13 protein-coding genes are annotated in these 13,660 nt (G+C 72.1%); 5 read left to right on the top strand and 8 right to left on the bottom strand.

Going from position 1 to position 13,660, the window contains the following annotated elements; all coding sequences use genetic code 11:
• Window positions 1–124: 124 nt before the first annotated feature.
• Entirely contained in the window at window positions 125–1,039 is a 915-nt protein-coding gene (locus ABZ725_RS05775; protein WP_358801505.1) for a helix-turn-helix transcriptional regulator, read from the top strand.
• Window positions 1,040–1,057: 18 nt separating this feature from the next.
• On the opposite strand, the gene ABZ725_RS05780 is transcribed toward ABZ725_RS05775, so the two are convergent.
• On the bottom strand, window positions 1,058–1,876 hold the full coding sequence (locus ABZ725_RS05780; protein ID WP_358801506.1) for an SAM-dependent methyltransferase: 819 nt from the start codon (window positions 1,874–1,876) through the stop codon (window positions 1,058–1,060).
• A 171-nt stretch (window positions 1,877–2,047) separates the two neighbouring features.
• Here ABZ725_RS05780 and ABZ725_RS05785 point away from each other — a divergent pair, with 171 nt between their 5' ends.
• The 3 genes from ABZ725_RS05785 (at window position 2,048) to ABZ725_RS05795 (ending at window position 4,224) form a co-directional block, all read left to right on the top strand.
• The gene (locus tag ABZ725_RS05785) at window positions 2,048–2,749 is read left to right on the top strand and encodes a PAS domain-containing protein (protein ID WP_358801507.1); all 702 of its coding nucleotides are present in this window, start codon (window positions 2,048–2,050) and stop codon (window positions 2,747–2,749) included.
• A complete protein-coding gene (locus ABZ725_RS05790) occupies window positions 2,746–3,726 on the top strand; it encodes a threo-3-hydroxy-L-aspartate ammonia-lyase (protein ID WP_358801508.1) in 981 nt (326 codons plus the stop codon). The genes ABZ725_RS05785 and ABZ725_RS05790 overlap by 4 nt, the downstream gene beginning before the upstream one ends.
• 141 nt (window positions 3,727–3,867) lie before the next feature.
• Window positions 3,868–4,224, top strand: coding sequence for a cupin domain-containing protein (locus tag ABZ725_RS05795; protein ID WP_351918497.1), 357 nt, complete (start codon window positions 3,868–3,870; stop codon window positions 4,222–4,224).
• A gap of 19 nt (window positions 4,225–4,243) precedes the next feature.
• Here ABZ725_RS05795 and ABZ725_RS05800 read toward each other — a convergent pair whose 3' ends face one another.
• Window positions 4,244–5,596, bottom strand: coding sequence for a VWA domain-containing protein (locus tag ABZ725_RS05800; protein WP_358801509.1), 1,353 nt, complete (start codon window positions 5,594–5,596; stop codon window positions 4,244–4,246).
• Window positions 5,593–6,450 carry a MoxR family ATPase gene (locus tag ABZ725_RS05805; RefSeq protein ID WP_358801510.1) on the bottom strand — a complete coding sequence of 286 codons (858 nt, stop codon included), beginning with the start codon at window positions 6,448–6,450 and terminating at the stop codon, window positions 5,593–5,595. Before ABZ725_RS05805 ends, ABZ725_RS05800 begins: the two co-directional genes overlap by 4 nt.
• 126 nt (window positions 6,451–6,576) lie before the next feature.
• On the opposite strand from ABZ725_RS05805, the gene ABZ725_RS05810 reads away from it, so the two are divergent.
• On the top strand, window positions 6,577–7,149 hold the full coding sequence (locus tag ABZ725_RS05810; RefSeq protein ID WP_358801511.1) for a hypothetical protein: 573 nt from the start codon (window positions 6,577–6,579) through the stop codon (window positions 7,147–7,149).
• On the opposite strand, the gene ABZ725_RS05815 is transcribed toward ABZ725_RS05810, so the two are convergent.
• The 5 genes from ABZ725_RS05815 to ABZ725_RS05835 form a co-directional block, all read right to left on the bottom strand.
• A complete protein-coding gene (locus ABZ725_RS05815) occupies window positions 7,140–7,799 on the bottom strand; it encodes a lactate utilization protein C (protein ID WP_358801512.1) in 660 nt (219 codons plus the stop codon). The two genes, ABZ725_RS05810 and ABZ725_RS05815, sit on opposite strands and share 10 nt — an antisense overlap.
• The gene (locus ABZ725_RS05820; RefSeq protein ID WP_358801513.1) at window positions 7,796–9,283 is read right to left on the bottom strand and encodes a LutB/LldF family L-lactate oxidation iron-sulfur protein; all 1,488 of its coding nucleotides are present in this window, start codon (window positions 9,281–9,283) and stop codon (window positions 7,796–7,798) included. Before ABZ725_RS05820 ends, ABZ725_RS05815 begins: the two co-directional genes overlap by 4 nt.
• Window positions 9,280–10,035: a (Fe-S)-binding protein gene (locus ABZ725_RS05825; RefSeq protein ID WP_351918487.1), complete on the bottom strand. Its 756-nt coding sequence runs from the start codon at window positions 10,033–10,035 to the stop codon at window positions 9,280–9,282. Before ABZ725_RS05825 ends, ABZ725_RS05820 begins: the two co-directional genes overlap by 4 nt.
• A 72-nt stretch (window positions 10,036–10,107) precedes the next feature.
• A complete protein-coding gene (locus tag ABZ725_RS05830; RefSeq protein ID WP_358801514.1) occupies window positions 10,108–11,544 on the bottom strand; it encodes a rhamnulokinase family protein in 1,437 nt (478 codons plus the stop codon).
• A 5-nt stretch (window positions 11,545–11,549) separates the two neighbouring features.
• Window positions 11,550–13,589 carry a bifunctional aldolase/short-chain dehydrogenase gene (locus ABZ725_RS05835; RefSeq protein ID WP_358801515.1) on the bottom strand — a complete coding sequence of 680 codons (2,040 nt, stop codon included), beginning with the start codon at window positions 13,587–13,589 and terminating at the stop codon, window positions 11,550–11,552.
• Between the last annotated feature and the right edge of the window lie 71 nt (window positions 13,590–13,660).

Below are 13,660 nucleotides of genomic sequence, written 5' to 3' on the forward strand. Positions count from 1 at the left end.
GCGTGAAGACCCGAGAGGGATCCGCCGGGCGCCCGCCGAGAGCTCGATCGCCTTGCCGCGTGCGGCCGGAGGGCTTCGGATGCGATACTGCCGTCTGTCGTCTGCCGGTCCACGGGGAGTCAGGATGTCTCTCGAGTCGCCTCGCGTCTCCCGTCTCGAACCGTATCTGAACCGCGCCGAGCCCGCCCCGACCTTGCTGAAAATGCTGGTCGGAGTTCAGCTGGCGGGTATCCGGGAGGACTTCGGGCTCTCCCAGGACCAGGCGGCGCGTGCCATCGGGTTCAGCGCGGCGAAGCTGTCGCGCATCGAGGCGGGCAAGGGCCGCAGGCCACCCGTCGAGGCGGACGTCCGTGCGCTGCTGTCGCTGTACGAGACCGACGAGCACGAGGCCTCCGTGCTGCTGCGGTTGCTGCGGCAGGCGGGTGAGCCGGGCTGGTGGCAGCGCTACGACAAACGGCTGATGCCCGAGTGGTTCGACCGGCTGGTCGGTCTCCAGGAGGCGGCCACCGCCATCCGTACCTTCGAGATCCAGTACGTGCCGGGCCTGTTGCAGACCGCCGCGTACGCGCGCGCCGTCGTGGAGCGCGGGCTGCCGACGGCGACGCCGCGGGAGGTCGAGCGCCGGGTCGAACTGCGCACCAGGCGCACCGAGTTGCTGCGCCGGCCGGACGCCCCGCGGGTGTGGGCGATCCTCGACGAGTCGGTGCTGCTGCGGGTGCTGGGCAGCCGCGAGGTGATGCGCGACCAGCTCGCCCACCTCGTGGAGCTGGCCGCGCTGCCCCATGTCACCGTCCAGGTGGTGCCGTTGGACGTCACGCACGCCTCGGCGCCGGCCATACCGGTCACCTATCTGCGCTTCGGCGGCTCCGATCTGCCCGACGTCGTCTATCTGGAGCAGATCAGGAGCGCCACCTTCCTGGAGGACCGGGACGAGACGGAGGAGTACCGGGTCGCGCTGGACCGGCTCGCCGACGAGGCCCTCAACCCACGGGAGTCCGTCGCCCTGTTGGAGACGGCCGCCCGGCAGCGCTACGCCTGACGTCCGTCCGGCAGGTGTCTAGCCCAGCCGAGCCACACCGCCGAACTCGATCCACTCCTGGGTGAGTTGGCGGGGCGCCACCTCGGTGTCGGGGCGCCAGGTGGAGACCTCCACCAGACCCGGGTCGAGGATCTCCGTGCCCTCGAACAGCGCGGCGACGTCCTTCTCCTGGCGGACCCGGCCCCAGTGGCCCTGGGTGGCCTTGTCCATGAAGTCGGTGACGAACTCCCGGACCGCGGGGTCCTCGCTGACCAGCTGACACATCACCAGGCAGCTGCCGGGGGCCAGGCGTTCGGACACCCGGCGGACCACGGCCCGCGGGCCGTCGGTGTCGCTGTCGGGGATGCAGTGGAAGACCGAGTTGAACAGCACGGCCACCGGCTGCGAGAAGTCGATGAGGCGCTTTGTGTCCTCGTGCTCGAAGATGGCCTGCGTCTCGCGCATGTCGGCGTGGATGACGGTGGTCCGCTCGTCCTGCTCCAGCAGCGCCCGGCCGTGCACCAGCACCATCGGGTCGTTGTCGACGTAGACGACGTGCGTGCTCGGGTCGATGCGCTGGGCGACCTGGTGCACGTTGTCCTGGGTGGGCAGGCCGGAGCCGTGGTCGAGGAACTGCCGGATCCCGTGCTCCTGGGCGAGGGTCTTCACGACCCGCTGCAGGAAGCGCCGGTTGTTCAGCGCGAGGACGCGGGTGCTCGGGACGACCTTGTCGAGTTCCTCGCAGGCGGCGCGGTCGGCCGCGTAGTTGTCCTTGCCGCCGAGGTAGTGGTCGTACATGCGTGCGGCTGTCGGGACCGTGGCGTCGATCGACGTGGACAGCGGCTTGCCAGGCTGCATCTCTTCCCCCAGTTGCCTGCCGTGCCCCGGACCGGCGCGGCCGCAACACATCCTAGGGAAACGGCAATTGGCGACACCACCCCCTTGATCGACGGTTCCCCCGAAGGCGTCAACACACCGCCCTGATCTGGACGCCTGGTCCAGCCTCTGGACGTGTGGTCTAATGACGGCATGGAATCCCAGGAATCCGAGCGGGACGCGATCCTGCGGGCGCTCACCCCCGTCGTCGACGGCATCGCGGCGACCTTCGGGCCGGTGTGCGAGGTGGTGCTGCACGACTACCGGCGGCCGGAGGGATCCGTCGTCGCCGTCGCCGGCGCGGTGACCGGGCGGACGGTCGGCGGGGCGATGAGCGAGATCGGCATGCGGGCCCTCGCCCGCGGCGAAGCCGCCGTGGACGAGCTGAACTACGTCGTCCGCACCGGCGCCGGAAAGCTGGTGAAGTCGTCCACGATGCTGCTGCGCGACTCCACGGACACCGTGTTCGGCGCACTGTGCGTCAACGTGGACGTGGGCGAGGTGGACCGGGTGCAGGGACTGCTGGCAGCGCTCGCGGGGACGGCGGGAGCGCGGGCCGACGCACCGGTGACCACCTTCGGCGACGACATCGACTCCGTCGTCGACACCCTTCTCGACACCCATCTGCTGCGCCAGGACCAGACCTGGGCCGGCCTCGACCGGGCACGGCGCCTGGCGCTCTTCCGGAGCCTGGACGAACGCGGTGTGTTCGCCGTGCGCCGCGCCATCGAGCAGGTCGCCGCCCGGCTCGGCATCTCCCGCGCCTCCGCCTACAGCTACCTCTCCCAGGCCAGAGCCTCGCACGAGGCGGCGGCGAACGGCACCGACGACACCCACCAGGGGGCCCACCCGTGACGACCACACCCGCGCTGCCGATCACCCTGGACGACGTACGCGACGCGGCCGCCCGGCTCAAGGGCGTCGCACACCGCACGCCCGTGCTCCGCTCCCGGACCCTCGACCGCATCGTCGGCGCCGAGATCCTGCTGAAGTGCGAGAACTTCCAGCGCGTCGGCGCCTTCAAGTTCCGCGGCGCCTACAACGCGGCCTCCCGGCTGACCCCCGGACAGCTCGCCCGGGGCATCGCCGCCTACTCCTCCGGCAACCACGCCCAGGCCGTCGCGCTGGCCGCGCGGGAACTCGGGACCACCGCCGTGATCGTCATGCCCGAGGACGCGCCCCGCTCCAAGCGCGCGGCGACGGAAGGCTACGGCGCCGAGATCGTGACGTACGACCGCTACACCGGCGACCGGGTGGCGATCGCCGAGGCCCTGGCGGCCGAGCGGGGACTGACCCTGATCCCGCCCTACGAGCACCCGCACGTCATGGCCGGCCAGGGCACCGCCGCGCTCGAACTCCTGGAGGAGGCAGGGGAGTTGGACGCCCTGCTGACGCCGGTCGGGGGCGGCGGGCTGATCGCCGGCAGCGCCACCGCCGTCAAGGGGCTGCGACCGGGCATCCGGGTCGTCGGCGTGGAACCGGAGGCCGGGGACGACACCAAGCGGTCGCTGGAGGCGGGCCGACGGGTCGAGATCCCGGTGCCGCGCACCATCGCCGACGGCCAGGCCCTGCACACACCCGGCGAGCTCACCTTCTCGGTGAACCGGCGACTCGTGGACGAGATCGTCCTGGTCTCCGACGAAGAGATCCGCGCGGCCATGCGGTTCGCCTTCGAACGCCTGAAGATCGTCGTGGAGCCGAGCGGGGCCACTCCGCTCGCCGCTCTGCTGGCCGGGCGGCTCGGCGGTCTGCCCCGGCGGGTCGGTGTGATCGTGTCGGGCGGCAACATCGACACCGCCCGCTTCGCCGAGCTGTGCGGCGACGCCGGCTGAGCGGCCGGGCCCCGATTGGCGGCCCCCGCCGGACGGGCGGACGATGGAGGTGCGGGGTGCGGCCCCCAGCCGGTGAGGTACAGGGCCGCCGGGGGGACCGGCCCCGGCCGCGGTGAAGTGCGGCCGGAAGGGAGGAGCGTCATGCTGGAAGTGAAGACGCTCGACAAGCCGGACGAGCGGCGGGACTTTCCCCGAGGACATCTCGAAGCCGTCCACATGAGCGGACTCGACTTCGCCGTGGCGACGTTCGAGCCCGGCTGGCGATGGTCGGAGTCGGTGGCGCCGATAGCGGGCACCAAGAGCTGCGAGGTCCACCACAACGGCTATGTCCTCCAGGGACGGATGCACGTCAAGATGGACGACGGCGGCGAGTCCGAGCTGGGCCCCGGCGACGTCTTCGTGGTCTCGCCCGGACATGACGCCTGGGTCGTGGGCGACGAGCAGTGCGTGGTGTACGACTTCGCCGGAGGCATGGCGAAGGAGTACGCGAAGGCGTAGGACAGCCGGCCGGGGCAGGCTAGACCGGCAGCAACTTTCCTACCAGTACGCCGAGTTGGTGAGCGTTGCGGCACTCGTGCATCGCGACCAGCTCGGCGTACTCGGGCGCCGCCGAGTCGCCCGTGCCCCACTGCGGACGCGGCTCCGGGTTCAACCAGTGGACCTGACGGGCCTGTCGGGCGATCTGCCGCAGCGCCGCCAGATTCGGGTCGCTCATGTTCGTCCGGGCGTCGCCCAGCACGAAGAGCGTGGTGCGCGGCCCGACCGCGGCGCCGTACCGCTCGGCGAACTCGCCCAGGGCGACGCCGTAGTCGCTGCTGCCGTGGTAGCCCGTCAGCGTCGACTCCGCCCGGATACGGGCGCCGAGGCCCTCCGGGTCGGCCGCGCCGTGTTCCAGCAGCCCCGTCACCTCGTCGATCCGGTTGACGAAGGCGAACACCCGCACCTTGGCGAACTGCTCGTGCAGCGCCTGCACCAGCAGCATCGTGAAGTCGGAGAACCCCGACACCGAGCCCGACACATCGCACAGCAGCACCAGTTCGGGGCGGACCGGACGCCGGCGGCGCAGCACGGGCCGCATCGGCACCCCGCCCGTCGAGAGCGAGCCGCGCAGGGTGCGCCGCAGATCGATCGTGCCCCGGGCGGCCCGGCGGCGGCGCGCGGCCATCCGGGTCGCCAGCTTGCGGGCCAACGGCTGTACCGTGCGCCGCAGTTCGGCCAGCCGGTCCTTCCCGGCGTACAGGAAGTCGACGCGGTCGGCGGTCGGCGCCACCGCGCGCCGGGCGATCTCGTCGCGCCCTCGCCGCTCGGCCACCCGGCGCCGCGCCTCCCCGGCCGTCAGCGCCCGGAAGACCTCGATACGACGCCGGATCTCGTCCTCCAGCAACCGGTCGGTGAACCCGGAGGCGCCGCCCCCGGCGCGGATGTCGTCCCGGACCCGCGCCAACAGCGTCTGCGGGCGCAGCCGTTCCAGGGTCTGGTACGACGACCAGCCGTCCGCGCCCGGTGAACTCCCGTATCCGCCCAGCCCGTCGACGGCCTCGATCGCCAGCCGGGCCAGCATCGCCTCGTCACCCGCGGCGAGCGCGGCGGCCAGCCGGTCGCGCAGGTCGTCCCGGTCGCCGGGCTCGCCCCGGGGCGCGCCGACGCCATGCGGGAAGTACAGGTCGAAGACGGTGTCGAACACCCGCCGTTGGTCCGTCGAGTGCAGCAGCGTCGCGGCCAGTCCCTCGCGCAGCAGGGCGCGGTCCGTGAAGCCCAGCGCCGCCGCGGCCTCGGCGGCGTCCACCGTCTCGCCGGTGCCGACGCGCAGGCCGTGCGCGCGCAGCGCGGCGACGAAGCCGACCAGACGGTCGGCCACCTCGGCGCTCACACGGCGTCCAGGTCGAGCTTGGCGCCGGCCTTGAGGATGTCGTCCTGGTGCTTGAGGATCACGCCCAGACTGTCCCGGACCACGGCTTCGTCGAGGGCGGTGGCGCCGAGCGCGAGCAGGGTGCGCGCCCAGTCGATCGTCTCGGCGACGGAGGGCGCCTTGCGCAGGTCCATCGCCCGCAGCGCGCCGACCACCCGGACCACCGACTCGGCCAGCGCCGCCTCGATGCCGGGCACCTTCAGCCGGACTATCCGCCGCTCCAGCTCCTCCTCGGGGAACCCGATGTGCAGGAACAGACAGCGGCGGCGCAGCGCCTCCGACAGCTCACGGCTCGCGTTCGAGGTCAGGACGACGAAGGGGCGGCGGGTCGCGGTGATCGTGCCCAGCTCCGGGACGGTGACCTGGAAGTCGCTGAGCACTTCGAGGAGCAGTCCCTCCACCTCGACGTCGGCCTTGTCGGTCTCGTCGATCAGCAGGACGGTCGGCTCGTCGCCGCGGATGGCGGTCAGCAGCGGGCGCGGGAGGAGGAACTCCTCGCTGAAGATGTCCGTGCGGGTCTCGTCCCACGTCTCGTCGCGGCCCGCGCTGATGCGCAGCAACTGCTTGGCGTGGTTCCACTCGTACAGCGCCCGGGACTCGTCGACGCCCTCGTAGCACTGCAGCCGCACCAGCCGGGCGTCCGCCACCTGTGCGACGGCCTTGGCGAGTTCGGTCTTGCCGACCCCGGCCGGGCCCTCCACCAGCAGCGGCTTGCCGAGCCGGTCGGCGAGGAAGACGGTGGTGGCGACGGCGGGGGAGGCCAGATAGCCGCTCTCGGCGAGTCGGGCGGAGACATCGTCGACGGACGTGAACAACAAGACCTCCGGGCGATCGGCGCGAGCTGGGCTGAGCTTGATCCGCTCACTATCTAAGCGCTTGTTCACCGGCTTTGTCATCAGCCGCCAGGAGCCGTTGTCAGTGGCGCAGAGTACGTTGCGATCATGGGTGTGTATCTGGTGAGCGTGAGCGCGGAAGACTGGTCGGTGCCTGGGGAGGACGGCTATGGGGACGTCGCCCACGCCCTGAACGCGGAGTTGGCGCGGCGCGGCCTGCCGCCGTACGAAGCGGGCCGGCCCGAGGCCTCGGGCTGGTTCGAGGAGAAGATGAGCCCGTCGATGGACGGCTTCGACGCGCTGTGCCGGGCGCGGCTCACCCCCGAGGAGCACCGGACCCTCCTCGGCTGGACGCTGCTCGTCCCGTTCGCGCTGACGGAGGGCATCGAATTGCCCGTCGGCTCCGCGTACGCGGACGAGACGGTGGTCGTCGGAGCGCCGTACGTCCTCGCCCTCGCCGAGCGGCTCGCCGAAGCGCTCGCCCTGCCGCTGGACCTGATACCGGCGACCTTCGGCAACCTGGAACTCACCCTGTGGTTCCTGGAGGGCGAAGGGGAGCAGGCCGCCGCGGCCCGACCGGGTCCCTGGGCCCACGACCTGGCCACGGCGTTCTACACGGCGGTGTACCTGCGGGCCGCCCAGTACTCCCTGCGGCACGGCTGCGCGATGACCTACTCCTGAGCCTCGGCCGAGGCCACCAGGATCACCTCCAGGGTGCGCGGACCGTGCACCCCCTCCACCCGGTCCAGCTCGATGTCGCTGGTCGCCGAAGGACCGGAGATCCAGGTCAACGGGCGGGTCGGGTCGAGGCGTTCAAGAGCCTGGGGCACCGAGGAGACGACCTGGTCGGGGACCCGGACGACACAGATGTGGTGGTCGGGGATCAGGGTGATCCGGCGGCGTCCCTGGTCCGGGCCGCCGTCGAGGACGATCGTCCCGGTCTCGGCGACCGCGAGGGCGCAGCCGGTGACCACGCTCGCCACCTCGTCCAGCTCATGGGCGGTGCTGTCCGCGCGGTCGTCCACCCGGGTCGCGTCGACCGCCGACAGCCACTGCGGCGGCAGCCCCGGCGGCGCCAGCACCTGCCGTGCGCCGCGCTCGGCGAGCAACCGCCCGACGAGGTGCGGCAGTCGCTCCACGTCGGTGCGGTGCACGATCGCCCGGTAGTCCGCCAGGTTCTCCGCCAGCAGCTCCACCGTCTCCTCGACGCTCCGCTCGCCGTGCTCGCGCAGATAGTCGCGCGCGACGGCGTCCGCGTACGGAGGGTCGCCCGGCTCCACGTCGGCCAGCGCGCGCCGCACCCGGCCCAGGATCCGCTCCCTGCTGCTCACTTCGCCGTCCCCTTCTCGTCGGTGCCGCCGTTCGTGCGCTGCCACCAGTCGCGGAACGGCTCCGCGGGCACGGCCGGCAGATCCCGGGTACCGCTCCACGCCCGGCCGGGGCCGGGCAGCGTCCGGGGATGGAGACGGCGGGTGCGGGAGGCCAGCCGCTGGCCGGTGCGCAGCGCGCCCGGGTGGGAGAAGGCCCAGCGTGCCGCGCGCATCGCCGCCCGCTCGGCCGCGTGCCCCTTGGCCGGCTTGAGGACCGTCTTGTTGCCCTCCCGTACCACCGGCCCGCCCTCGACGACCCGCTCCCGCAGGTGCACCAGCACCTCGGGGATGTCGATGGCGACCGGGCACACCTCGTAGCAGGCCCCGCACAGCGAGGAGGCGTACGGCAGCGAGGCGTCGATCTCGCTGGCGGTGCCCCGCAGCTGGGGGCTGAGGATCGCGCCGATCGGGCCCGGGTAGACCGAGCCGTAGGCGTGCCCGCCGGCCCGCTCGTACACCGGGCAGACGTTGAGACAGGCCGAGCAGCGGATGCAGCGCAGGGCCTGGCGGCCGACCTCGTCGGCGAGGGTGTCGGTGCGGCCGTTGTCCAGCAGCACCAGATGGAAGGTCTGCGGTCCGTCGCCGTCCGTCGTGCCGGTCCATGTCGACGTGTACGGGTTCATGCGCTCGGCCGTCGAGGAACGGGGGAGCGTCTGCAGGAAGACCTCCAGGTCCCGCCAGGTCGGCACGATCTTCTCGATGCCGACGACCGAGATCAGCGTCTCGGGCAGGGTGAGGCACATCCGCCCGTTGCCCTCGGACTCGACGACCACGAGCGTGCCGGTCTCGGCGACCATGAAGTTCGCGCCGGAGACGCCGACCTTGGCCCGCAGGAACTTCTCCCGCAGGTGCAGGCGGGCCGCCTCGGCGAGTTCCGCGGGCGTGTCGGTGAGGCCCTCCGGGGCCGGACGGCCCCACTCGCTCATCTCCTGGCGGAAGATGTCCCGGATCTCGGCCCGGTTGCGGTGGATGGCCGGGACGAGGATGTGCGAGGGACGGTCGTCGCCCAACTGCACGATCAGCTCGGCGAGATCGGTCTCGTAGGCGCGGATGCCCGCTTCGAGAAGGGCCTCGTTCAGCCCGATCTCCTGTGTGGCCATGGACTTGACCTTGACGACCTCCGACTCGCCCGTCATCTTGACGAGTTGCGTCACGATCTCGTTGGCCTCGTCCGCGTCGGCGGCCCAGTGGACCGTGCCGCCCGCCGCCGTGACCGCCTCCTCCAACTGCACGAGATACCGGTCGAGATGACGGAGCGTGTGGTCCTTGATCCGCTTGCCGGCCTCCCGCAGCTCGGCCCAGTCGGAGACCTCGGCGACCGCCTTCGCGCGCTTGGCGCGGATGGTGTGGGTGGCGTGCCGCAGGTTGGCGCGCAGGGTCGCGTTGCCGACCGCCTCGCGCGCCGCCTCCGGAAACGCCGGCATCCCGACGAACGTCCCGCTCACAGGGCCGCATCCCCTTCCGTGCTCGCCAGGATCTCCGCGATGTGCACCGGCCGCATGCCCGTCTTCAACCGGGTCATGGTGCCGCCGATGTGCATCAGACAGGAGTTGTCCGCCGCGCACAGCACCTCGGCGCCGGTCGACTCCGCGTTGCGCACCTTGTCGGCGCCCATCGCCGCCGAGACGTCCGCGTTCTTCAGCGCGAACGTCCCGCCGAAGCCGCAGCACTCGTCGGCGCCGGGCAACTCCACCAGCTCCAGCCCCTTGACCGCCTGGAGCAGCCGCCGGGGCCGCTCCCCGAGGCCCAGCCCCCGCAAGCCGTGGCAGGTCGGGTGATAGGTCACCGTGTGCGGGTAGTACGCGCCGACGTCCGTCACCCCGAGCACGTCCACCAGGAACTCGGTGAGCTCGTACGTCTTCGGGACCACCGGCGCCAAAGTGGCGGCCAAGGTGTCCCCGCGCCCCTCGGCCCGGGCCCGCTCGCCCATCCGCGGATACAGCTCCCGCACCATCGCCCCGCACGAACCCGACGGCGTAACGATGGCCTCGTACTCGCCGAAGACATCGGAGAAATGCCGGGCGAGCGGCTCGGCCTCATGGCGGTAGCCGGTGTTGTAGTGGGCCTGGCCGCAGCAGGTCTGGGCCATCGGGAAGTCGACCTCGACGCCCAGCCTGGTCAGGAGTTTCACCACGGCGCGGCCGGTGTCCGGATAGAGCGTGTCGTTGACACAGGTCAGGAACAGTGCGACACGCATCGCGGCTCCTAGCGGTAGATCATCGGATGAGTGCAGGGTAGTCGGGCACGGCAGCCCGGGCGAGACCCCGGCTCACCGGGCGGTGAGCCGGGCCTCCGCCGCGTGCCATCGCCCGGTGTCGCCCTGCGGCTCGTAGCGCGTCAGGGGCTGGGTACGGGCGAGCAGTCGCCGGATGTCGGCGCGGTCGCCGACCAGCCCGTGCGTCCGGGCCTGGACGAGCACATTGCCGAGCGCGGCCGCCTCCGTCGGCCCGGCCACCACCGGCAGCCCGCAGGCGTCGGCGGTGAGCTGACACAGCAGCGCGTTGCGGGTGCCGCCGCCGACGATGTGCACCACGTCGACGGGATGGTCGGCGAGCCGCTGGGCGTCCTCGATCGCCCTTCGGTGGGCCAGCGCGAGCGAGTCGAGGATGCAGCGCGTGACCTCGGCCGGCGTCCCGGGCACCGGCTGTCCGGACGCACGGCACGCCTCGGCGATCCGCTCCGGCATCCGCCCGGGCGCCAGGAACGCGGCGTCTCCCGCGTCCACCACCGACCGCAGCGCGGGCACGGCGGCCGCCTCCCGCAGCAGCCCGCCCAGCTCCGGGTCACCCCAGGCCCGTACGCACTCCTGGAGCAGCCACAGCCCCATGATGTTGCGCAGATAGCGGACCGTGCCGTCCAGCCCCAGCTCGTTGGTGAAGTTGGCGGCGCGGCTGTCCTCGGTGAGGACGGGCGACGCCAGCTCCAGCCCGGCCAGCGACCAGGTGCCGGTGCAGATGTAGGCGAACCGCTCGCCGGTGGCGGGGACGGCGGCCACCGCGGACGCGGTGTCGTGCGAGCCGACGGTCGTCACCGGCACCGGACCGCTCAACCCCGTCTGCTCCAGCACCTCCGGCCGCAGCAGCCCCGCCGGCTCGCCGGGCCGGCGCAGCGGGGCGAACAGGTCGAGGTCGATGCCGAGCCGGGCGGCGACGTCGTAGGACCAGTCGCGCGTGCGGGGATCGATCAGCTGGGTCGTCGAGGCATTGGTCAGCTCGGTGCCCTGCTCGCCCGTCAGCCAGTACGCGAGCAGATCGGGGATCAGCAACAGCCGCCGGGCCTGCGCCAGCTGGGCCGAGGAGGCCGCGGCCGCCAACTGGTACAGGGTGTTGAAGGGCGCGTACTGCAGTCCCGTGGCCGCGTACAGCTCGGCCGCCGGAACAGTGCCCCACACCTTCTCGGCGACGCCCTCGGTGCGGGCGTCCCGGTAGTGGACCGGGTTGCCGAGCAGGGCCCCGTCGGCGTCCAGCAGACCGTAGTCCACGGCCCAGCTGTCGATGCCGACGGAGTCCACCGGGCCGGCCGCCCGCAGCCCGTCCAGCACCCCCGCGTACAGGGCCAGCACATCCCACCGCAGGCCCTCCGGCACCCGCACGGGACGGTTCACGAACCGGTGCGCCTCGGTCAGCTCCAGCGAGTCCGGGCCGACGCGGCCGACCATGACGCGCCCGCTTGACGCGCCGAGGTCGACGGCGGCGTACGACTTCACGGCCGTCACCGGAGGAAGGCGGCCGCCACACCCGCGTCGACGGGGATGTGCAGCCCGGTGGTGTGGGTGAGCTCGCCGCCGGTCAGCGCGAACACCGCGTTCGCGACATGCTCGGGCAGCACCTCACGCTTGAGGATGGTCCGCTGCGCGTAGAACTCGCCGAGCTTCGTCTCCTCGACCCCGTACACGGCCGCCCGCTGGGCGCCCCAGCCGCCCGCGAAGATCCCGGACCCCCGCACCACGCCGTCGGGGTTGACGCCGTTGACGCGAATCCCGTGCTCGCCCAACTCGGCTGCCAGCAGCCGCACTTGATGGGCCTGGTCGGCCTTGGTGGCGGAGTAGGCGATGTTGTTGGGGCCGGCGAAGACCGCGTTCTTCGACGCGATGTAGACGATGTCGCCGCCCAGCTCCTGCGCGATCATCACCCGCGCCGCCTCCCGTGAGACGAGGAACGAGCCGCGGGCCATGATGTCGTGCTGGAGATCCCAGTCCTTCGCCGATGTCTCCAGCAGCGGCTTGGAGATGGAGATCCCGGCGTTGTTGACGACGAGGTCGACCCCGCCGAACGTGAGCGCGGCGGCCTGGAAAGCCTGCCGGATCTGCTCCTCGGACGTCACGTCGACCGTGACGGCGACCGCCTTGTCGGCCCCGCCGAGCTCCTCCGCGACGGCGGCGGCGTTCTCGCCGTTCAGATCGGCGACGACGACACACGCGCCCTCCGCGACCAGCCGACCCGCGATCGCCTTGCCGATCCCGCTCCCGGCCCCCGTCACCAGGGCCACCCGGGTGGCGAGCGGCTTCGGCTTCGGCATCCGCTGAAGCTTGGCCTCCTCCAGCGCCCAGTACTCGATGCGGAACTTCTCCGACTCCTCGATCGGCGCGTACGTCGACACCGCCTCGGCCCCGCGCATCACATTGATGGCGTTGACGTAGAACTCGCCCGCGACCCGGGCGGTCTGCTTGTCCTTGCCGAAGGAGAACATGCCCACGCCCGGCACGAGCACGATCGCCGGGTCGGCGCCCCGCATCGCGGGGGAGTCGGAGTCGGCGTGCCGCCGGTAGTAGGCGGCGTACTCCTCGCGGTACTCGGCCTGCAGCTCCTTCAGCCGCGTGATCGCCTCGTCCAGAGAAGCGGAGGCCGGCAGATCGAGGACGAGCGGCCGGACCTTGGTGCGCAGGAAGTGATCAGGGCAGGAGGTACCGAGCGCCGCCAGCCGAGGGTGCTCTGCACGCGAGACGAAGTCCAGCACGACGTCCGCGTCGGTGAAGTGTCCGACCTGCGGCTTGTCCTGCGAGGCGATGGCCCGGACGTAAGGGGCAAGGGCGGCGGCCCGCTCCCGCCGCTCGCCCTCGGGCAGCGCCTCGTACCCGGCGACGACGGCCCCGAACGGCTCGGCCCGGCCCCTCTCCGCCAGGAACGCCTCCGCGGTGCGGATGATGTGCAGCGAGTTGCGCTCGCACTCCTCGGAGGTGGCGCCCCACGCGGTGATCCCGTGCCCGCCGAGCACACACCCGACGGCCTGCGGGTTGGCGGCCTTCACGGCGGCGATGTCGAGCCCCAGCTGGAATCCGGGCCGCCGCCAGGGCACCCACACCACGGTGTCCCCGAAACACTCGGCGGTCAGCTTCTCCCCGTCGGCCGCGCAGGCGAGCGCGATCCCGGAGTCGGGGTGGAGGTGATCCACGTGCGCGGCGTCGACGAGTCCGTGCATGGCGGTGTCGATGGACGGGGCCGCCCCGCCCTTGCCGTGCAGGCAGTAGTCGAACGCGGCGACCATCTCGTCCTCGCGCTCGACCCCCGGGTAGACGTCGACGAGCGCCCGCAGCCGGTCCAGCCGCAGCGCGGCCAGCCCCGCCTCGGTGAGCGTCCCGAGGTCCCCACCGGACCCCTTCACCCACATCAGCTCGACGTCCCCACCCGTCACCGGGTCGGTGTCAGCGCCCTTGGCGGAGGTGTTCCCGCCGGCGTAGTTGGTGTTGCGCGGATCAGCGCCCAGCCGGTGCGACCGGGCGATGAGGGCAGAGGCCTCGGGGCGGGTGGTCATGGAGATTCCTTACTTTTCGACAAGGGGCGAGTGCGTGTTTTTCAGGGGCGCGGGGAACTGCGCGACCAGCC

The sequence above is a fragment of the Streptomyces sp. NPDC006872 genome (assembly GCF_040635845.1).
Classification (GTDB): Bacteria; Actinomycetota; Actinomycetes; order Streptomycetales; family Streptomycetaceae; genus Streptomyces.